The sequence below is a fragment of the Aeromonas sp. FDAARGOS 1416 genome (genome assembly GCF_019048085.1).
GTDB lineage: Bacteria > Pseudomonadota > Gammaproteobacteria > Enterobacterales > Aeromonadaceae > Aeromonas > Aeromonas veronii.
Genome location: NZ_CP077301.1, coordinates 3,845,001 through 3,864,723 on the forward strand (window position 1 = coordinate 3,845,001; position 19,723 = coordinate 3,864,723).

The following is a 19,723-nucleotide window of genomic DNA, read 5'->3' on the forward strand; positions in this document are numbered from 1 at the left end:
CTGGTGAAAGTGCGTAGGTGGTGTTTCTAGGCAAATCCGGAGACACAACACTGAGACACGAGACGAACACACTACGGTGTGGAAGCCATTGATGCCCTGCTTCCAGGAAAAGCCTCTAAGCTTCAGATTACAAGTCATCGTACCCCAAACCGACACAGGTGGTCGGGTAGAGAATACCAAGGCGCTTGAGAGAACTCGGGTGAAGGAACTAGGCAAAATAGAACCGTAACTTCGGGAGAAGGTTCGCTCTTGACAGTGAAGTCCCTTGCGGATAGAGCAGTTGGGAGTCGCAGTGACCAGATGGCTGGGACTGTTTATCAAAAACACAGCACTCTGCAAACACGAAAGTGGACGTATAGGGTGTGACACCTGCCCGGTGCCGGAAGGTTAATTGATGGGGTTAGCGCAAGCGAAGCTCTTGATCGAAGCCCCGGTAAACGGCGGCCGTAACTATAACGGTCCTAAGGTAGCGAAATTCCTTGTCGGGTAAGTTCCGACCTGCACGAATGGTGTAACCATGGCCATGCTGTCTCCACCCGAGACTCAGTGAAATCGAATTCGCCGTGAAGATGCGGTGTACCCGCGGCTAGACGGAAAGACCCCGTGAACCTTTACTACAGCTTGGCACTGAACATTGAACCTACATGTGTAGGATAGGTGGGAGGCTTTGAAGGCGTGACGCCAGTTGCGCTGGAGCCGTCCTTGAAATACCACCCTTGTATGTTTGATGTTCTAACGCAGGGCCCTGAATCGGGCTCGCGGACAGTGCCTGGTGGGTAGTTTGACTGGGGCGGTCTCCTCCCAAAGAGTAACGGAGGAGCACGAAGGTTGGCTAATCCTGGTCGGACATCAGGAGGTTAGTGCAATGGCATAAGCCAGCTTAACTGCGAGACGGACAGGTCGAGCAGGTACGAAAGTAGGTCATAGTGATCCGGTGGTTCTGAATGGAAGGGCCATCGCTCAACGGATAAAAGGTACTCCGGGGATAACAGGCTGATACCGCCCAAGAGTTCATATCGACGGCGGTGTTTGGCACCTCGATGTCGGCTCATCACATCCTGGGGCTGAAGTCGGTCCCAAGGGTATGGCTGTTCGCCATTTAAAGTGGTACGCGAGCTGGGTTCAGAACGTCGTGAGACAGTTCGGTCCCTATCTGCCGTGGGCGTTGGATGATTGAAGGGAGTTGCTCCTAGTACGAGAGGACCGGAGTGAACGAACCTCTGGTGTTCGGGTTGTCACGCCAGTGGCACTGCCCGGTAGCTAAGTTCGGAATCGATAACCGCTGAAAGCATCTAAGCGGGAAGCGAGCCCTGAGATGAGTCATCCCTGACCCCTTGAGGGTCCTAAAGGGCCGTTGGAGACCACAACGTTGATAGGTGGGGTGTGTAAGCGCAGTGATGTGTTGAGCTAACCCATACTAATTACCCGTGAGGCTTAACCATACAACACCCAAGAAGTGTTTCGAGCCTTGTAACGAATACGAAACTACTTACATCAGCTTTCTCAGATTGAAGAATTTGCCTGGCGGCCATAGCGCCGTGGAACCACCTGATCCCATGCCGAACTCAGAAGTGAAACGCGGTAGCGCCGATGGTAGTGTGGCATTCGCCATGCGAGAGTAGGACACTGCCAGGCACCCAATTAAACAGCGATGTGAAGAATCACGTCACTGGCTGCGAGGATGACACCTCAGAAAATGCAGCAGAAGATTTAGCGAAAGCTAACCGAATGCGGAGCGGTAGTTCAGTCGGTTAGAATACCGGCCTGTCACGCCGGGGGTCGCGGGTTCGAGTCCCGTCCGCTCCGCCACTAATTTGAAGGCCTTCCCAGATGGGAAGGCCTTTTTGCTATGGGCGGTTTTTGCCCAGTGGCCCACATATTTGCACACCAGAATCAACACAAAGCCCGCTCTCACGACCGCGCGTTGGTGTTTTTAGCGTGTTAAACCGCCAATGTCTGGCTTTTACCTGTCGGAAGAATGGCCAGATAGCCGATTATTCCCGCCATTTTCTGGCTATATCCGAGCCTTATCAGTTATTTACTGCCATTTGAACGACCCTGCAGGTGGTCAAATCAGCCTTCTGCCGCCTGCTGGTTGCAGGGAAGTTCCATATTGACCACCCCCTCTTCCATTTGCACATCGATCTTGAAGCCAAGCCGTTTGGCGAGGTTGACCATGCCACGATTGCTGGGCATGGTCATGCCGGATAGCTGGCCAATCCCCTGCTCTTTGGCGTAACGGATGATCTTCTCCATCATCAGTTTGCCGAGGCCCACCCCTTTCAAGTCCGATCGCACCAGAATGGCAAACTCGGCATCGCTCAGGTCCGGAGTCGAGATAGCGCGTACCACGCCGAGGATCTGATCCTGCAGCTCGCCATCTTGCCCCACTGCCACGAAGGCCATCTCTCGGTCGTAATCGATCTGTGTCATGCGAGCCAGCTCTTCATGGCCCAGTTCGCCTACATCGGCGAAGAAGCGTTTGTACCTGTCTTCATCGGAGACCTGCAGCACGAACTGCTCGTGAGCCGGTTCATCTTCCGGCCGGATCGGGCGCAGCAGGATATGGCGCTGATCTTTAAGCCAGGCACCCTCCTCCAGTTCGGTAGGATAGGGGCGGATAGCCAGTCGGTTGCTGGCCGGGAGGGCGGGGTCAGCCAGTGTGAGGCTGGCATCCAGCACCACCATCTCTGCGCCGCACGCTTGCAGTGGGTGTAGGTCCAGTTCCTGAATCTCCGGAAAGGCGAGCAGCAGCTCGGAGAGTTGGCAGAGCACCTGACCGAGAGCATCAATATCCAGTCGCTCCGGCGTGGCCTGTTCACGGATCTTGCGGCTCTTGAGGGCGCCGATGATCTGGTAACGAGCCAGTGCCTGATTGAGCGGTGGCAAGGCTGCCACCATCTCCTGCGGTTCCGCACCAGATTCACCCAGCAGAATGACGGGGCCAAAGATGGCGTCTTGCTGGATCCGCACCCGCAGCTCCAGGCCACCGCTGCGGCGAGCCATGCGTTGCACCAGCAAGCCTTCGATGCGGGCGCCCGGATCATGCTGTTTGACCCTGTCCAGAATGGCATCTGCAGCTTGCGCCACTTCGGCCGAGGTGCGCAGATTGAGCACCACGCCGTGCACGGCAGACTTGTGCAGGATGTCGGGCGAGCGCAGCTTCACTGCCACCGGATAGCCGATCTGCTCTGCGGTCAGGGTCGCCTCAATGGCGTCGGTAACGATCCAGGTTGGCAGGGTCGAGAGACCGGCGGCTTGCAAAATCGGGTGTACCAGATGGGTATCCAATCTTAGCTGTTTGCGCTCCTGTGCTTGGCGGATCAGCTGCTGGCAGAGCTCGCCATTGAGCTGGTTGCCATGCAGGGATGCCGGGGTTTCCATCAGCTGCTTCTGGTTGCGGCGGTATTCCACCATGTGCATGAAGGCGGCCATGGCGCTTTCCGGTGTGCGGTAGGTCGGGAAGCCCGCTTCGGTAAAGAGTTTGCGCCCCTCCTGCGCCGAGTATTCACCCGCCCAGTTGGTGAGGATGTTGAAACGGCGCGCTCTGGGATGCTGTTTCAGATGGGCGATAAGATGGCTGGCCAGCGGTGCATTCGGTGCTGTGAGCGAGGGTGCGTGGATAATCAGGATGGCGTCGATACCATCCTCCTGCAACACGCTGTCCAACGCCTCCTGATAGGTGGCGATGGTGGCATCGCTGCCGATGTCGAGCGGCGGGCGAGCCAGCTTGCCGCCACGCTCCAGCAGCACATCCACCGCCATATTGGCCAGTCCGCGGCCGTTGGAGATGATGGCAAGCCGCTCCCCCTTGAGGGTCATGGAGTGGCTGAGGGTTTCCACCGCGGCAAACAGTTCGTGGGTATCCCGTACCCGCAGCATGCCAGCACGGCGGATGGCGGCATCATAGACATTGTCGAGACCGTGGGCCGGATCGTGGCGCCCGCTTTTCAGCACCAGGATCGGCTTGTTGCGCGAGGCTGCCCGCGCCGCCGAGAGAAAGTGGCGGGCGTCGTGCAGCTTGTCCATGTAGATCAAGATGGCGCGGGTGACGCTGTCGCGGGAGAGCTGATCCAGCAGCTGGCCGAAGTCGATGTCGCAGTGATCACCCAGGGAGATGAAGGCGGAGAAGCCCAGCTCATGCTGCTTGGCCCAATCCAGAATGGTGGTGCTGACGGCGGCGGATTGCGACAGAAAGGCGACCTGTCCCGGCTTGGCGGCAATGGGTGAAAAGCTGGCGTTGATCCCTTGGCCGGGCAGCAGCATCCCCATGCTGTTGGGGCCGAGCAGGCGAATGCCGTATTGCTGGCAGACCCGTTTCAGCTCCAGCCGCTCCTCGGGGGGAAAGTCGGCGGCCAGTATGATGGCCGCCCCTGCGCCCTTCTGGCCGAGTGCTTCCAGCAACGGCAAGACCCGCTCCCGCCTGGTGCAGATGATGGCGAGATCCGGGGTCAGCGGCAGGCTGGCAATATCGGGATAGGCCAGCACGCCGGCGATGGACTTGTTGCGCGGGGTGACAGGGAGGATGGGCCCTTTGAACTGGCCCGCCAGCAGGTGGCGCACGATGACATGACCCGCCTTGAGCGGGTCGGTCGAGGCGCCGATCACGGCGATTGAGTGGGGTTTGAACAGCCGATCCAGACCGCTTGCTTTCATGGGCACTCCCGACAAAAGGGGGAAGATACCAGTCTAATACGCCTTTGCTGCGGGTTCTGTGACCGGATCCTGATCACCGTTTGTTGAGGGCATTGGCACGCAGATAAAAGCGCAGTTCGCCCTGCACCCGGCGAATGGCTCCCAGGTGGCGTTCCTGCAGATAGATATCCTGCTCCCGATCGAGCGCCGTGCTGGGTACGCCCATGCTTTGCAGATACTCGTCAAACAGGGTTGAACCCTTGATCTCTACCAGATGCTGTTTCATGGCTCTCCTCCCTGCGCCTTGGCGTTTGTTGATGAACGCCCAGTCTGCGATGACCTGCCGGGTTTGCCTATTGTCACTTTTGACACGAGATTTGACACGAGAGCGCTCACACATCTTTCAGAGAGGGCGCCGTTGAGGCGCTGGCTGGCGTTATAGTATGGCGAGGAGCACGAGTCACGGATGGTGCACAGGATGATCAGAGTCTGGTGGTGGTGCATGGCACTGTGGACGGTTGGCGTATCGGCAACCGAGCAGCCTATCCGCGCCTGGAATCTGCTGCTGGATCACCCCAACCCCGCCGTCGTCCAGTTGTTGCGCCTCTCCCTCGATCTCACCGTGCCCGAATATGGCCCCTACCAGCTGGTCTCCAGCCCGCCGATGGAACAGGGGCGGACGGTGAAAGAGCTGCACAGCGGCGAGCTGGTTCAGGTCGGAGTGTTTGCTCCCGATGAGGAGCGGGAAAGGGATCTGCTGGCGGTACACATTCCATTGGCCAAGGGGCTGCTCGGCTGGCGGGTTTGCCTGATCCGGCAGGGGGATGAGGGGCGCTTTGCCGCCATTCACTCGTTGGCCGACTGGCGCCGCTCCGGGCTCATCATCGGCCAGCACAGATCCTGGCCTGACACCCAGTTGCTGAGGGCCAACGGCCTCAATGTGATAGCGGGCAACCTCTACGAAGCGCTGTTCAATATGTTGCGCAAGAAGCGTTTTGATTGCTTCCTGCGCTCCGTCATCGAGGTCGAGGATGAGCTGAAACAGCACCCGGATCTGGCCATCGAGCCCCATCTGGTGTTTCGCTATCCGCTGGCGCTGCTCTTCTTTGTTTCGCCCAAATATCCGGAGCTGGCGCAGCGCATCGAGCTTGGCCTGCAGCGGGCGCGGCAAACCGGGGATTTTGACCGGATCTTCGAGGAGGGGTTTGGCAGCACCATCCGCCGTTTGCAGCTCGACCAGCGGCAGCGCCTCGAGCTGAACAACCCTGATCTGCCGTTGTCGAGTCGCAAGATGATGGCCGACCCAACGCTCATCTACCAGCCCGTCTCAGCGCAGTGAGTTCTGGTTCTGCGCTGTATCCCAGAAGGCGCGGATCAGCGGCTCTTCCAGTCGCTTCTTGAGCACCCCGATCCCCACATCAAATGGCTTGAAGGCGGGCTTGAGGTCGATGATCCGCACTTTGTCGCCGAGCGGGCTGTGATCGATCACCGCCGCCGGCACCAGCCCCACACCACAACCGAGCGCCACCATGGCGACGATCCCCTCGTTACCCGCCACTTCGGCGTAGATGTTGGGGGCGATCCCCTTGTTGCGAAACCACTGATCGCTGCGTTTGCGGGCCAAGCCCTGCTCGGAGAGGATGACTGGCAGCTGCTCCCAATCAGGTTCTCCCTGACGGAACCACTGGTTCAGTTGCGGGGCGTTGCGCGGCGCGATAAAGACCAGCGGCACCTGCTGCAGGCTGGCGAACTCCAGCTTGGCGGGCAGGGCATCGGGGCGGGCAGCGATGGCGAGATCTGCCTCGTCGGCCAGGATCTTGTCCACCGCCAGCGCCGGGTCGCCGGTCTCCAGCTTGATCTCCAGCTGGGGGTAGCGGCGGCGAAAGCGCTCCAGCACCTCGGGCAGCAGAAAGTAACTGGCAGTGACCGAGCAGAATACCCGCAGCCGCCCCTGTAGCGGTTCATCGCTGCGTTTGAGCTCCTGCTTGAGCTGACGCCACTCCTGCAACAGGCCGCCGCCAAACTCCCGCAGTTTCTCGCCGGCAGGTGTGAGCCGCACCGAGCGGTTGTCCCGCTCGAACAGCACGCAGCCGGTCTCCTGCTCCAGCCGCTGGATCGCGCGACTGAGGGTGGAGGGGCTGACCGCCATGGCATCGGCGCTCTTGCCGAAGTGGAGGGAGTCGGCGAGGTGGAGAAACAGCTCGAGATTGCGAAGGTCCATCTTTCAGCTCCTGGCGCGGCATGTGTGCCCGATATCCAGCGGTTGGCGGCTTGTTTCTGCCATCTCGCGGTACATTCAGCAGGCGATTATGAAGGGTTAACGTTTCAATTATTGCAATGTACTGTTTCGAATATATCAGTTCAGGCAATAAGTGTCCCGCGCTATAGTGGTTCAGACAACGCCGCTACCCGGCATGGAATCAATCGAACGGAGCAATCACCATGGCTAACTATTTCAACACCTTGAACCTGCGTCAGCAGTTGGCCCAACTGGGCAAGTGTCGTTTCATGCAGCGCGAAGAGTTCGCGGACGGCTGCAACGTGCTGAAGGGCAAGAAGGTGGTGATTGTGGGCTGTGGTGCCCAGGGTCTGAACCAGGGCCTGAACATGCGTGACTCCGGGCTGGATATCTCTTACGCCCTGCGCAAGGCCGCCATCACCGAGAAGCGCGCCTCATGGCAGAAAGCCACCGACAACGGCTTCGCGGTCGGTACCTATGAAGAGCTGATCCCGACCGCCGATCTGGTGCTGAACCTGACCCCGGACAAGCAGCACTCCGACGTGGTGAAAACCGTGATGCCGCTGATGAAGCAGGGCGCCGCGCTGGGCTACTCCCACGGCTTCAACGTGGTGGAAGAGGGTCAGCAGATCCGCTCCGACATCACCGTCGTGATGGTTGCGCCCAAGTGCCCGGGTACCGAAGTGCGTGAAGAGTACAAGCGTGGCTTTGGTGTACCGACCCTGATCGCCGTTCACCCGGAAAATGACCCGAAAGGCGAAGGCATGGCCATCGCCAAGGCGTGGGCCTCTGCCACCGGCGGCGACCGTGCCGGGGTGCTGGAATCCTCCTTCGTGGCGGAAGTGAAATCCGACCTGATGGGCGAGCAGACCATCCTCTGCGGCATGCTGCAGGCCGGTTCCCTGCTCTGCTACGACAAGCTGGTTGCCGAAGGCACAGACCCGGCCTACGCCGGCAAGCTGATCCAGTTCGGCTGGGAGACCATCACCGAAGCCCTGAAACAGGGTGGTATCAGCCTGATGATGGACCGCCTCTCCAACCCTGCCAAGCTGCGCGCCTTCGAGCTCTCCGAGCAGCTCAAGACCCTGATGCGCCCGCTGTTCGAGAAGCATATGGACGACATCATTGCCGGTGAGTTCTCTCGCGGCATGATGGCCGACTGGGCCGAAGACGATGCCAAGCTGTTCGGCTGGCGCGAAGAGACCGGTAAATCGGCCTTCGAAAACGCCCCGGCGTTTGCAGGCAAGATTGCCGAGCAGGAGTACTTCGACAATGGCGTGGTGATGGTGGCCATGGTCAAGGCGGGTGTCGAGCTGGCGTTCGAGACCATGGTGGCTTCCGGTATCTACGAGGAGTCCGCCTACTACGAATCCCTGCACGAGTTGCCGCTGATCGCCAACACCGTTGCCCGCAAGCGTCTGTACGAGATGAACGTGGTCATCTCCGATACCGCCGAGTACGGTAACTACCTGTTCGCCAACGCAGCCGTGCCGTTGCTGCGCGAGCACTTCATGCCGACCCTGAAAGCGGGCGATCTGGGTGCCAGCAAGGCGGAAGGGCAGAGCGTGGATAACCTGGCGCTGCTGGCGGCAAATGAGGCGACCCGCAACCACCCGATCGAAAAAATCGGCCAGGTACTGCGCGGTTACATGAAGGACATGAAACGCATCTCCGTTGGCGGTTAAGCCCGCATCGGGCTGGATGATGAAGGGGCGGGGATGACGATCCCCGTCGCCGGTCGGACTGGACACCCGACCGGCCAGCCAGAAAAATCAGCCCGACAGTCATAAAAAAGCCCCGCTCATCGAGCGGGGCTTTTGCATTCAGAAAGGCCCGATAAATCAGGCTTTCCACGCTTTCCAGGTGTTGATCAGACCGTTGGTGGAGCAGTCGTGGCTGGTGACAGCCTCGTTGTTGCCCAGCTCCGGTAGAATCTTGTTGGCCAGCTGTTTGCCCAGCTCCACGCCCCACTGGTCGAAGCTGAAGATGTTCCAGATTGCGCCCTGTACGAAGATCTTGTGCTCGTACATGGCGATCAGGGCACCCAGGGTTTTCGGGGTCAGGCTCTTGAACAGGATGGAGTTGGTCGGGCGGTTGCCTTCGAACACCTTGAACGGCACCAGATCCTTGACCTGCTCCAGGGTTTTGCCAGCTGCCAGGAACTCGGCTTCAACCTCTTCCTTGCTCTTGCCGAAGGCCAGTGCCTCGGTCTGGGCGAAGAAGTTGGCCAGCAGTTTCGGATGGTGGTCACCGATCGGGTTGTGGCTGATGGCTGGCGCCAGGAAGTCGCAGGGGATCAGCTTGGTGCCCTGATGGATCAGCTGGTAGAAGGCGTGCTGGCCGTTGGTGCCCGGCTCACCCCAGATGATGGGGCCGGTTTGGTAGTCAACCGGCTTGCCGTTGCGATCCACGTACTTGCCGTTGGATTCCATGTTGCCTTGCTGGAAGTAGGCAGGGAAGCGGTGCATGTACTGATCATACGGCAGAATAGCTTCGGACTCGGCACCGTAGAAGTTGTTGTACCACAGGCCGATCAGCGCCAGCAGTACCGGCACGTTCTGCTCGTAGGAGGCAGTGGCGAAGTGCATGTCCATCTCGAAGGCGCCTTGCAGCAGGGCTTCGAAGTTCTCGAAACCGACAGAGAGGGCGATGGGCATGCCGATGGCAGACCAGGAGGAGTAGCGGCCGCCAACCCAGTCCCAGAACTCGAACATGTTGTTGGTGTCGATGCCGAACTCGGCCACAGCCTTGCCGTTGGTGGAGAGCGCGGCGAAGTGCTTGGCAACGTGGGCCTTGTCACCGGCGATGTTGATGAACCAGTCGCGGGCGGTCAGGGCGTTGGTCATGGTCTCCTGGGTGGTGAAGGTCTTGGAGGCCACCAGGAACAGGGTGGTTTCCGGATCGATCTTCTTCAGGGTCTCAGCGATGTGGGTGCCATCGACGTTGGAGACGAAGTGCATCTGCAGGTGGTTTTTGTAGGGACGCAGTGCCTCGGTGATCATTACCGGGCCCAGATCTGAGCCACCGATACCGATATTGACCACGTGCTGGATCGCTTTACCGGTGTAGCCTTTCCACTCGCCGGAGATGATTTTCTCGCAGAAGCCTTTCATCTTGGCCAGTACGGCGTTCACTTCTGGCATCACGTCCTTGCCGTCGCACTCGATGGGGCGGTCGGAGCGGTTGCGCAGGGCCACGTGCAGTACGGAGCGGCCTTCGGTCATGTTGATCTTGTCGCCATTGAACATGGCATCGATCGCGCTGCGAAGATCGGTCTCTTTGGCCAGATCAACCAGCAACTTGAGGGTTTCTTCGGTGATCAGGTTCTTCGAGTAATCAACCAGGATGTCGCCGCCGAAGGTGAGGGAAAACTTGTCAAAGCGCTTCGGGTCCTGCGCGAACAGATCCTTGAGTCGGGTCTCTTTGTTTGCTGCAAAGTGGGCTTCCAGTGCCTGCCAGGCCTGGGTTTGGGTTGGATTGATATTTTTCATAGGATTCCTGAAATGCCAAGTTGTGTTTGAACCTTGCAGGCAAGGTCCCGCCAAACCTTATTATCCGAGCATTATAGCGAGCCGATCGGGCGGCCCGTGTAACAGATTTTTACCGATTGTCTTTTACCGCAATGGGTCACTGCCGGGAGCATACAACCAGAACATTGGGATTATGTGTCACGAAAGCAAGGCGGATCTTGCGCTTGCTCATGATTGGAGCCACCCCGATGGCCTGAAATTGTTTTCATCCGGTTGGCGTGGTTATGCACCGACATGGCCATGGGCTGGGGCCAGAAACGACAATGCCAGCCCGAAGGCTGGCATTGTCTGTTGCAGCAGAACCGCGATCACGCCTGCGGTTTTTGCATGTGCATCACCATCTGCGGGAAGGGGATCTCGATGCCTTCGGCATCAAAGGTCAGTTTCACCTTCTCGTGGAAGTCGAACCAGACACCCCAGTAGTCAGCGGTTTTCACCCAGGGGCGCACCACGATATTGACCGAGGAGTCGGCCAGCGCGGCAACGGCGATGGTAGCGGCCGGATCTTTCAGGATGCGCGGCTCTTCGCTTACCAGACGCTCGAGGATCTGTTTGGCCTTGCGCAGGTCAGAGCCGTAGCCGATGCCAAAGGTCATATCGACGCGGCGGGTATCCATACGCGAGTAGTTGACGATGGTGCCGTTGAGGATGGCGGAGTTCGGGACTACCACCATCTTGTTGTCACCGGAGGTGAGGGTGGTGGTAAAGAGCTGAACGGACTGCACCACACCCGCGGTGCCCGCCACTTCGATGAACTCGCCCGCCTTGATGGGGCGGAAGATGATCAGCAGGAAGCCGGCAGCGAAGTTGGAGAGCGAGCCTTGCAGCGCCAGACCGATGGCCAGACCGGCGGCACCGATAATGGCGACGAAGGAGGCTGTCTGCACGCCGACACGGCCCAGCGCGGCTATCACCACGAACACCAGAATAGCGTATTTGAGGATGCTGCCGACGAAGTGGGTGACTGTGGTGTCCAGCTTGCGGGCCTGCATCACCTTGACCACGCCACCGCTGATGAGGTTGGCGGCGATATAGCCGACCAGCAGGGTCAGCAGGGCGGCGGCGATATTGACGCCGTATTCGATCAGCAGTCCCTGATTATTGACCAGCCAGGTCTGCGCTTCGGTAATGATTTCGGGTTCCATAGGATGTCCTGTCAGGTTCTAAAAGGTTTATGGTGGATAAATCTAACACCGCAGCGCGACAGTACGGGTCGCATCTGGTACTTCTTTTCTGCCATAAAAACCTGACACAAAAAAGAAGGGAGGCCAAAGCCTCCCTTCTTTTTGCTGAATGATGCGAAAAAATCATCAGCTCTGCAGCAGCTGGCTGCGGATAAATTGCCACTGATCTTCGAAACCGGCGGTCGGCTTGAGCTTGAACTCGGAGCGCACGAACTGGCTGATGCGGCCTTCGGTGTAGGCCAGCAGCAGATTGGCCAGCATGGTCTCGTCGAGCTGGAAGCCCTGACCTTCACGCAGCCGCTTCTCGCGCAGCACCTGTTTGATCTGGGTCTCCAGCTTGTCGAACAGGATGCTGATGCGATCCCGCAGCCGATCGTGCTCACCCAGCAGGGCATCGCCGTTGAGGATGCGGGTGATGCCGGGATTGCGCTCGGCGAACACCAGCAGCAGCTGCAGGATATGGTGGCAGCGCGCCATGGTGTCCTTCTCTTCCGCCATGATCAGATTGACCCGTGACAGCAGGGAATCCTCGATAAAGTCGATCAGCCCCTCGAACATCCGCGCCTTGCTTGGAAAGTGTCGATAGAGGGCTGCTTCAGAGACGCCGACCTCGGCCGCCAGACGGGCCGTGGTGATGCGCTGACCCGGACTGGTTTCCAGCATATGGGCGAGCGCCTGCAGGATCTGATCGCGCCGACTCTGTTTCTGATTACTGCTTGCCATGGATTCCCCTAAAAAAACAATGGCTTGATTCTGTTATTAGGCACCGCCTATCGGGCTGGTGTGGTCTGTTATTGGCGACCAGAAGAACCAAAACCGCCTTCACCCCGTTCGCTCTGGTTGAACTCATCGACCAGTTGGAAGCTGGCCTGAACTACCGGCATGATCACCAGCTGGGCGATGCGCTCGCCGGGTTGCATGGTGAACTCATCCTTGCCGCGGTTCCAGACCGAGACCATCAGCTGACCCTGATAGTCGGAATCGATGAGACCGACCAGGTTGCCCAGCACGATGCCGTGCTTATGGCCGAGGCCGGAGCGGGGCAGGATGGTGGCACACAGACCCGGATCCTGGATGTGGATGGCCAGACCGGTCGGCACCAGGGTGGTATCACCCGGAGCCAGAGTCAGCGGCGCATCCAGCAGTGCGCGCAGATCCATGCCAGCAGAGCCCGGTGTGGCGTAGGCGGGCAGCGGGTACTCGGTACCGATACGGGCATCCAGAATCTTCAGTTCAATTTGTGTAGTCATGAATCGCTTTTTCAGTTGGATCTTGTATTGGCGTCCCTCTTGGCAGGCGGGGCGCCGTGAGTCTTGTTCTTTCGGGACGCTCAGTGCCGGTAGTGGCGCGCAATCAGGGCGATCAGGTGACGGGCCAGCGTCAGCTTGTCGGCCAGCGGCAGCGGGGCCTGGCCCCCTTGCCAGAACACGGTCAGGGCGTTGTCATCGGCGTTGAAGCCTTGCCCCTCGCGGGACACATCGTTGGCGGCGATCATGTCCAGCCGCTTACGCTGCAACTTGTCGAGGGCGTATTGTTCCACATCCACGGTTTCGGCGGCAAATCCGACGGTGAAGGGTTTGTCTGAAAGGGCGCCGACGGCCGCGATGATGTCGGGGTTTTTCACCAGCTTCACCACCATCTGGTCGTTGTCGCCGGTTTTCTTGATCTTCTGGCTGGCGACCTGCTCAGGACGATAGTCGGCTACCGCCGCGCAGCCGATGAAGAGGTCGCACTCGCCCACCCGGCTCATCACCGCCTGATGCATCTGCTCGGCGCTCTCGACATCGATGCGGGTGACTCCAGCAGGTGTAGCCAGCGTCACCGGCCCACTCACCAGCGTCACTTCGGCGCCCGCTTCACGGGCGGCGCGGGCGATGGCGTAGCCCATCTTGCCGGAGCTGTGGTTGCTGATGTAGCGCACCGGATCGAGCGCCTCGCGGGTTGGCCCTGCGGTGAGCAGCAGCTTGACGCCTGCCAGCAAGGGTTCGGCGGCCAGCTGCTGGCAGCAGCGCTCCACCAGTTCGAGGGGATCCAGCATCCGGCCCGGGCCCACATCGCCACAGGCCTGGCTTCCTGCATCCGGCCCCCACAGCAGAATGCCGCGGCTGGCCAGGGTCTTGAGGTTGGCCTGGGTCGCAGCGTTGAGATACATCTGCTGGTTCATGGCAGGTGCCAGCGCGATGGGCGCCGGAGTGGCCAGACAGAGGGTGGTGAGCAGTTCGTCAGCCATGCCTGCAGCCATCCGCGCCATCAGGTTGGCGCTGGCGGGGGCGATCAGTACCAGATCGGCCCACTTGGCCAGCTCGATATGGCCCATGCCCGCTTCGGCGGAGGGATCCAGCAGGCTGTAGGCCACCGGATGACCGGAGACCGCCTGCAGGGTCAGCGGGGTGATGAACTCCTTGGCGGAGCGGGTCATCACCACCCGCACTTCGGCGCCCTGATCTTTCAGGCGGCGTACCAGCTCGGCACTCTTGTAGGCGGCGATCCCGCCGCTGACACCCAACAGGATGCGTTTATCGGCCAATCTCATCTGCTGTTTCTCTATCCGGCTCATTCTGACTGGTCGGCTAAGATACCACAGGCAATGGATGACGACAGGGGTTGGCATCAAGGGGTGTGGTCGGGCGCGCGCAATTTTTTGCTATGTTTTTTCTCAGCAGGGATGAGGGAGAGACAAATGAGCATCAAAGAGTGGCCGGAAGATGAACGCCCCAGAGAGAAGTTGCTGCGTCAGGGGCCTGCGGCGCTCTCCGATGCCGAGCTGCTCGCCATCTTTCTGCGCACTGGCGTCAATGGACTGAGTGCAGTGGATCTTTCACGTAATCTATTGAATCAATTCGGCTCTTTGCGCAGCTTGCTGGGGGCGGATCAACAGGCATTCTGCGAGGCACACGGCCTTGGCCCGGCCAAATATGCCCAGTTGCAGGCGGTGCTGGAGATGGCCAAACGCCATCTGGCGCAGCAGTTGCAACGGGGTGATGCCCTCACCTCGCCCCAGCTGACCCGCGACTATCTGCAAGCCCAGCTGCGGGATCGGCCGCGCGAGGTGTTTGCCCTGCTGCTGCTCGACAATCAGCACAGAGTCATTCAATTTGTTGAGCTTTTTTACGGCACTATCGACTCGGCGAGCGTCTGGCCAAGAGAAATCGTGCAGATCGCGCTCAAACATAATGCAGCCGCGGTGATTCTGGCGCATAATCACCCGTCCGGCGTCGCCGAGCCCAGTAGGGCCGACCGCCAGATCACGGATCGGATCACGGCCGCTTTGGCCCTGATCGATATCAGAGTGCTGGATCACTTGGTGATCGGTGATGGCATCACGGTTTCTTTTGCCGAGCGCGGTTGGCTATAACTGTGCTCTGGCACCGTATTAGTTGATCTTTGATCACGGATGCTGTATAAAATGCCGCCTTCTGTTTGCCCCGCAATCGAAGGCCAGCGGGGCAGATATTTGCTCGAGCAATGAAGTAAGATTTGGAGAGACTGACATGTCTAGAGTATGCCAAGTAACCGGCAAGCGCCCGGCAGTTGGTAACAACCGTTCGCACGCTAACAACGCTACCAAGCGTCGTTTCCTGCCGAACCTGCACACTCACCGTTTCTGGGTTGAGAGTGAAAAACGCTTCGTAAGCCTGCGCGTATCCGCAAAAGGCATGCGTATCATCGACAAGCGTGGCGTTGAAGTGGTTCTGGCTGAACTGCGCGCCAGCGGTGTTAAGGTATAAGGAATTAGATCATGGCTAAAGGTATTCGCGAGAAAATTCGCCTGAACTCCAGCGCCGGTACTGGTCACTTCTATACCACTACCAAAAACAAGCGCACCATGCCCGAAAAAATGGAGATCAAAAAGTTTGATCCCGTTGTTCGTCAGCATGTGATCTACAAGGAAGGCAAAATCAAGTAATTACTTGATGCTGCATTCCCAAAAACCCGGCTTCGTGCCGGGTTTTTTTATGCGCCGAATTCAGTACACTGCCGGTTCAAAGGGAGGCTTGCCATGTTCAAATTGAGCCGCAAAGGCTGGAATAACGTGATCATCGTGGTGGTGCTGATCGTGATCACCCTGTTGCATCGTATGGAGACTGCCCAGCAGGAGAACAGCGCCAAGCGGGCTCGCCCCTTGTTGCCGGATGCGGCCGTGGTGCTCACTTGGCAGGGGCCGAGCTGGCAGATTGAGCGGATCGGTCAGGGCTGGCGCAGCATGCCGGATCTGGGACTCGACACGGCGCAGCTGGATGCCCGGCTGGCACGCTGGCAAGGCTGGTTGCTGCCCCCCGGCGAGGTGGTGCGCGGTACCCCGGTGACCATCAAGGTGTGGATTGCCGGCCAGAACGATCCGGTCGAGATCGGCCTCTATCAGAACAGCGGCCAATATGGCGCTCAGCTGCCCTCTGGTCTCTGGCTCGCCCTCACTGCCGAGCAGTATCGCGATCTGCTGCGTCCTGCTCCCTGAGTTTCTTTTCCTTGCGAGGTGCCCATGCCCGAATTGCCAGAAGTTGAAGTCAGTCGTCAGGGGATCTCCCCCTGGCTCACCGGTATCAAGGTGACACGCGTGGTGGTGCGGGATGGCCGCCTGCGCTGGCCGATCCCCGGTGAGATTCAGGAGCTGGTGGACCTCACCATCCATCGGGTGCGTCGCCGTGCCAAATACCTGCTGCTGGAGACCGATTTCGGCACCGCCATCCTTCATCTGGGGATGTCCGGCAGCCTGCGGGTGCTGGATATCGGCACCCCGGCCGAGAAGCACGACCACGTGGATATCGAGCTGGAGAATGGCAAGCTGCTGCGGCTCAACGATCCGCGCCGCTTCGGGGCCCTGCTCTGGACTCGCGAACCGGCCGAAGCCCACGCGCTGCTCGCCAAGCTGGGGCCAGAGCCGCTCACCGATGCCTTCAGTGCTGATTACCTGCAGGGGCGCGCCAAGGGGCGCAGCACCGCCATCAAACAGTTCCTGATGGACAATCAGGTGGTGGTCGGGGTGGGCAACATCTACGCGAACGAGGCGCTCTATGCTGCCGGCATTCACCCCAAACGGGCGGCGGGCAATATCAGTGCCGAGCGGCTGGGAACCCTGGTGGCCGAGATCAAGCGCGTGTTGGCCGAGGCAATTCGCCAGGGCGGCACCACTCTCAAGGATTTCACCAGTGCCGATGGCAAGCCGGGCTATTTCGTGCAGCAGTTGCAGGTTTATGGCCGTGGCGGTCAGCCCTGTTTCCACTGTCACACCCTGCTGACCGAGACAAGAATGGGCCAGCGCACCACGGTTTTTTGCAGTCATTGCCAGCGCTGAGCGCACTTTTTGCCCAGATCCGGGGGAAGTTGTAACAGCGTATTTCCACTCTGTTGAAGATTTGCACAGCTGTCACTAGTATCCCGACCGTTCAGGCGGTTTGAGAATATAAAAATGACAGTTAAATCAATAGACTGGGAATATTTATCCCGGCAGGAGCGCTATTGCGCAAAATCCATGGCCCGCTTCCTCTACCCCGAGGGATGTGACCGGAAAACCTTCAATCGCGGCAAGTTCGTGCTGCGCAGCCTGCTCTATCGCAAGTCGCTGAGCCGGGTCTTCAGCCTGTTTCAGTGCGACTCGCTCAAGGCGCTGCCAGCTGTCTATCCCGAGCTGCTCGACAAGCCGATGCGCCCCTATCGCTTCGCCTGTGCCAGCGCCCGTGAGCGGGCCGAGATGCTGGAAAATCACTACCGTTTGCTGCTGGAGTGCTACCCGCAGCTGATCGACCCCCTCTATCTGGGCGAGGGGATCGAACTTGGGCACTATCCCCAGAGCGGCTGCCGCATTCTGTTGCGTCACGATGGCACCTTCCGCCGCGAGGCCGAGCTGGCGCTCTCCATCGTCAACGGGGAGGGGCAGCGCCTCTACAGCTGCGCCTTTTCGATGGCGGGCAGCGTGGATCGTTTGATTCTGATGATCGGTTCCATGCAGGGGCCGGAGCCTGCGGTCGACAATGCTCAGGATCGGGTGCGCGAGCTGACCAAAGAGGGACACGGCCTGCGGCCCAAATCTCTGCTGGTGCAGCTGGTGCTGCAACTGGCGCAGGCTATGGGGGCGGCAGAGGTGCTGGCGGTGCGTAAGCGGGCCCACGTGTTTCAGGCCAAGCGCTACAGCAGCAAGCAGAAAGCCAATTTGCAGGCCGATTATGACGAGCTGTGGCAGGAGTTCGACGCCCGGGATGTGGATGCCAACTTCGTCGCTCTGCAAGCCCAGCCACGCAAGCCGCTGGAGGAGATCGCCTCCAAGAAGCGGGCCATGTATCGGCGCCGCTACGAGTGGCTCGATCTGCTGGTGCAGGAGATGAATGAGCGGTTTGCCCGTCAGTAAACGGCAAGCAGGCTGACCTCTCTATAACGAGACAGATACAACAAGGGCTACCCGCGGGTAGCCCTTGTTCGTAGTTGCCGTTGGGAATGGCGAGTATGGAAGGGGATCACCCTTTCTGTTTGGCTGCGATGGCCTGGGCCACCACGGGATCGACAAACTGACGAATGTCGCCACCGTGCAGCGCCACCTCTTTCACCAGAGTGGAGGAGATAAAGGAGTTTTCCTCCGCCGGGGTGAGGAAGACGCTTTCCAGCTCAGGCATCAGGCGGCGGTTCATGTTGGCCAGCTGGAACTCGTACTCGAAGTCGGAGACGGCGCGCAGGCCGCGGATCAGCACGTTGGCCTGATGCTCTTTGGCGAAATCGACCAGCAGACCGGAGAAGCCCACCACCTTGACGTTGGGTAGCTGGCTGGTCACTTGCTGGACAAGCTGGACACGTTCTGCCAGATCGAACAGCGGGCGCTTGCTCGGGCTGTTGGCAACACCGACCACCACCTCGTCAAACAGCTTGGCGGCGCGGCCGATGAGATCGGCGTGGCCATTGGTAACGGGATCAAAAGTCCCGGGATAAATTACCCTGGTAGTCATCTTTGCGGTCCTGCAACCTGGAAATTTGGTCGCATTATAAGGTCGTCGCTTGAGAATAGCAGTGCATCAGGCAAGAATACGCCATCGCGCATCAAGCCTCCTTGCATTGGTGACAGGGAGCAAAGGGATTTTTTATGAAACGTATTCTGGTCGTTCGCAATGACAAGATTGGTGACTTCATGCTGGCGTGGCCTAGCTTCGCCATGCTCAAAGGCTCCATGGAGTGTCATGTGACTGCCCTGGTTCCGGCCTACACGGCGCCGCTGGCCCGGCTCTGCCCCTGGATTGACGAGGTGATCATCGATCCGGGCGTGCGGGCCGACAAGGAGCAACAGCGAGCGCTGCTGGCGCGGATCAAGGCGGCGGCGTTCGACGCGTCCATCTGCCTCTTCTCCAACTCCCGCAACGCCATGCTGGTGTGGAAGGCGCATATCCCTTACCGGCTGGCCCCGGCGACCAAGCTGGCGCAAGTGCTCTACAACCAGCGTCTGGTGCAGCGCCGCTCCCGCTCCCAGAAGCCGGAATCCGAGTACAATCTGGAGCTGATCCGCCGCTTCCTGGCCGATCAGCAGATGGCCGTGGTGGAGCCCAAGACCCCCTTCCTGCAGTTCGATGACGAGATCCTGCGGCAGGTGCGCGAGCAGCTGGCACTCAAGCTCAAGCTCGATGCCAGCCGCCCCTGGCTGATGGTGCATGCCGGTAGCGGCGGTTCGGCCAACAACCTCTCCATCGAGCAGTACGCCCGCATCATCATCAAGCTCAATCAGGCCTGCCCCGAGCTGCAGTGCGTGCTGACCGCAGGCCCGGGCGAGGAGAAGATGGCCGAACAGCTGGCGGCTGAGCTGCTCGCCCACGGCGGCAACGGCTGGATCTACCGCTCCAGCGATGGTCTGCCGATGTTCTGTCAGGTGTTGGCCAACGCCGCCCTGTTCGTTGCAGGCAGTACTGGCCCGCTCCATATCGCCGGCGCGCTCGATGTGCCGACCATCGGTTTCTTCCCGATGCGCCGCTCCGCCACTCCGCTGCGCTGGAAGCCCCTCAACAGCGAAGGGCGTCACCTCGCCTTCAGCCCGCCGGAGGATAGCGACCATCCTGAGGATATGAGCCAGCTCGATCCCAAGGCCATGGTGCCGGTGATGGCCCGCTGGGCGGCGCCTTTCTGGCGCAAATAACGTATGCAGCAATGCAAACAGGGCCCCGCGG

18 protein-coding genes, 1 tRNA gene and 2 rRNA genes (1 of these 21 running past the window's edge) are annotated in these 19,723 nt (G+C 59.6%); 12 read left to right on the plus strand and 9 right to left on the minus strand.

Features of this window, described 5'->3' with window-relative positions:
- From I6L46_RS17450 to I6L46_RS17460, 3 genes are all read left to right on the plus strand, one after another.
- Positions 1 to 1,442 (plus strand): 23S ribosomal RNA (locus tag I6L46_RS17450); it begins 1,447 nt to the left of the window's first position.
- A 78-nt stretch (positions 1,443 to 1,520) separates the two neighbouring features.
- Positions 1,521 to 1,635: ribosomal RNA gene (gene rrf, locus I6L46_RS17455) — 5S ribosomal RNA — on the plus strand.
- A gap of 97 nt (positions 1,636 to 1,732) precedes the next feature.
- Positions 1,733 to 1,809, plus strand: a tRNA-Asp gene (locus I6L46_RS17460).
- 264 nt (positions 1,810 to 2,073) lie between these two features.
- On the opposite strand, the gene I6L46_RS17465 is transcribed toward I6L46_RS17460, so the two are convergent.
- Both I6L46_RS17465 and I6L46_RS17470 read right to left on the minus strand, forming a co-directional pair.
- Positions 2,074 to 4,656 (minus strand): bifunctional acetate--CoA ligase family protein/GNAT family N-acetyltransferase, encoded by a 2,583-nt coding sequence (locus I6L46_RS17465; RefSeq protein WP_216976527.1) that lies wholly within the window; start codon positions 4,654 to 4,656, stop codon positions 2,074 to 2,076.
- 73 nt (positions 4,657 to 4,729) lie between these two features.
- Positions 4,730 to 4,921: a hypothetical protein gene (locus I6L46_RS17470; RefSeq protein ID WP_005339486.1), complete on the minus strand. Its 192-nt coding sequence runs from the start codon at positions 4,919 to 4,921 to the stop codon at positions 4,730 to 4,732.
- 192 nt (positions 4,922 to 5,113) lie between these two features.
- On the opposite strand from I6L46_RS17470, the gene I6L46_RS17475 reads away from it, so the two are divergent.
- Positions 5,114 to 5,974 carry a transporter substrate-binding domain-containing protein gene (locus tag I6L46_RS17475; RefSeq protein ID WP_216976529.1) on the plus strand — a complete coding sequence of 287 codons (861 nt, stop codon included), beginning with the start codon at positions 5,114 to 5,116 and terminating at the stop codon, positions 5,972 to 5,974.
- Here I6L46_RS17475 and ilvY read toward each other — a convergent pair.
- Positions 5,963 to 6,856, minus strand: coding sequence for an HTH-type transcriptional activator IlvY (gene ilvY / locus I6L46_RS17480; protein WP_043851854.1), 894 nt, complete (start codon positions 6,854 to 6,856; stop codon positions 5,963 to 5,965). The genes I6L46_RS17475 and ilvY overlap by 12 nt on opposite strands.
- Positions 6,857 to 7,077: 221 nt before the next feature.
- Between ilvY and ilvC the strand changes: the two genes are divergently transcribed.
- Positions 7,078 to 8,559, plus strand: coding sequence for a ketol-acid reductoisomerase (gene ilvC / locus I6L46_RS17485; protein ID WP_216976531.1), 1,482 nt, complete (start codon positions 7,078 to 7,080; stop codon positions 8,557 to 8,559).
- A 156-nt stretch (positions 8,560 to 8,715) separates the two neighbouring features.
- On the opposite strand, the gene pgi is transcribed toward ilvC, so the two are convergent.
- The 5 genes from pgi to coaBC all read right to left on the minus strand — a co-directional run bounded on the left by pgi (position 8,716) and on the right by coaBC (position 14,121).
- Complete coding sequence (gene pgi / locus I6L46_RS17490; RefSeq protein WP_005339491.1) at positions 8,716 to 10,365, minus strand: glucose-6-phosphate isomerase; 1,650 nt, start codon at positions 10,363 to 10,365, stop codon at positions 8,716 to 8,718.
- Between the two features lie 347 nt (positions 10,366 to 10,712).
- Positions 10,713 to 11,549: a mechanosensitive ion channel domain-containing protein gene (locus I6L46_RS17495; RefSeq protein ID WP_005339493.1), complete on the minus strand. Its 837-nt coding sequence runs from the start codon at positions 11,547 to 11,549 to the stop codon at positions 10,713 to 10,715.
- Between the two features lie 165 nt (positions 11,550 to 11,714).
- Complete coding sequence (gene slmA / locus I6L46_RS17500; protein WP_005339495.1) at positions 11,715 to 12,311, minus strand: nucleoid occlusion factor SlmA; 597 nt, start codon at positions 12,309 to 12,311, stop codon at positions 11,715 to 11,717.
- A gap of 68 nt (positions 12,312 to 12,379) precedes the next feature.
- Positions 12,380 to 12,838 (minus strand): dUTP diphosphatase, encoded by a 459-nt coding sequence (dut, locus tag I6L46_RS17505; protein ID WP_005339498.1) that lies wholly within the window; start codon positions 12,836 to 12,838, stop codon positions 12,380 to 12,382.
- A gap of 80 nt (positions 12,839 to 12,918) precedes the next feature.
- Positions 12,919 to 14,121, minus strand: coding sequence for a bifunctional phosphopantothenoylcysteine decarboxylase/phosphopantothenate--cysteine ligase CoaBC (gene coaBC, locus I6L46_RS17510; RefSeq protein ID WP_021231534.1), 1,203 nt, complete (start codon positions 14,119 to 14,121; stop codon positions 12,919 to 12,921).
- A gap of 147 nt (positions 14,122 to 14,268) precedes the next feature.
- On the opposite strand from coaBC, the gene radC reads away from it, so the two are divergent.
- The 6 genes from radC (at position 14,269) to I6L46_RS17540 (ending at position 17,931) form a co-directional block, all read left to right on the plus strand.
- Entirely contained in the window at positions 14,269 to 14,943 is a 675-nt protein-coding gene (radC, locus tag I6L46_RS17515) for a DNA repair protein RadC (RefSeq protein WP_216976533.1), read from the plus strand.
- A gap of 136 nt (positions 14,944 to 15,079) precedes the next feature.
- A complete protein-coding gene (rpmB, locus tag I6L46_RS17520; protein ID WP_005307492.1) occupies positions 15,080 to 15,316 on the plus strand; it encodes a 50S ribosomal protein L28 in 237 nt (78 codons plus the stop codon).
- A gap of 11 nt (positions 15,317 to 15,327) precedes the next feature.
- Positions 15,328 to 15,495: a 50S ribosomal protein L33 gene (gene rpmG, locus I6L46_RS17525; RefSeq protein WP_005307500.1), complete on the plus strand. Its 168-nt coding sequence runs from the start codon at positions 15,328 to 15,330 to the stop codon at positions 15,493 to 15,495.
- A 93-nt stretch (positions 15,496 to 15,588) separates the two neighbouring features.
- Entirely contained in the window at positions 15,589 to 16,044 is a 456-nt protein-coding gene (locus tag I6L46_RS17530; RefSeq protein ID WP_123174038.1) for a hypothetical protein, read from the plus strand.
- Between the two features lie 24 nt (positions 16,045 to 16,068).
- On the plus strand, positions 16,069 to 16,881 hold the full coding sequence (gene mutM, locus I6L46_RS17535; protein WP_005357390.1) for a bifunctional DNA-formamidopyrimidine glycosylase/DNA-(apurinic or apyrimidinic site) lyase: 813 nt from the start codon (positions 16,069 to 16,071) through the stop codon (positions 16,879 to 16,881).
- 114 nt (positions 16,882 to 16,995) lie between these two features.
- A complete protein-coding gene (locus I6L46_RS17540; RefSeq protein ID WP_233267797.1) occupies positions 16,996 to 17,931 on the plus strand; it encodes a VirK/YbjX family protein in 936 nt (311 codons plus the stop codon).
- Between the two features lie 106 nt (positions 17,932 to 18,037).
- Here I6L46_RS17540 and coaD read toward each other — a convergent pair whose 3' ends face one another.
- Positions 18,038 to 18,520: a pantetheine-phosphate adenylyltransferase gene (gene coaD, locus I6L46_RS17545; protein ID WP_005356008.1), complete on the minus strand. Its 483-nt coding sequence runs from the start codon at positions 18,518 to 18,520 to the stop codon at positions 18,038 to 18,040.
- A 134-nt stretch (positions 18,521 to 18,654) separates the two neighbouring features.
- On the opposite strand from coaD, the gene I6L46_RS17550 reads away from it, so the two are divergent.
- The gene (locus I6L46_RS17550) at positions 18,655 to 19,692 is read left to right on the plus strand and encodes a glycosyltransferase family 9 protein (RefSeq protein ID WP_158114381.1); all 1,038 of its coding nucleotides are present in this window, start codon (positions 18,655 to 18,657) and stop codon (positions 19,690 to 19,692) included.
- Positions 19,693 to 19,723: the final 31 nt, after the last annotated feature.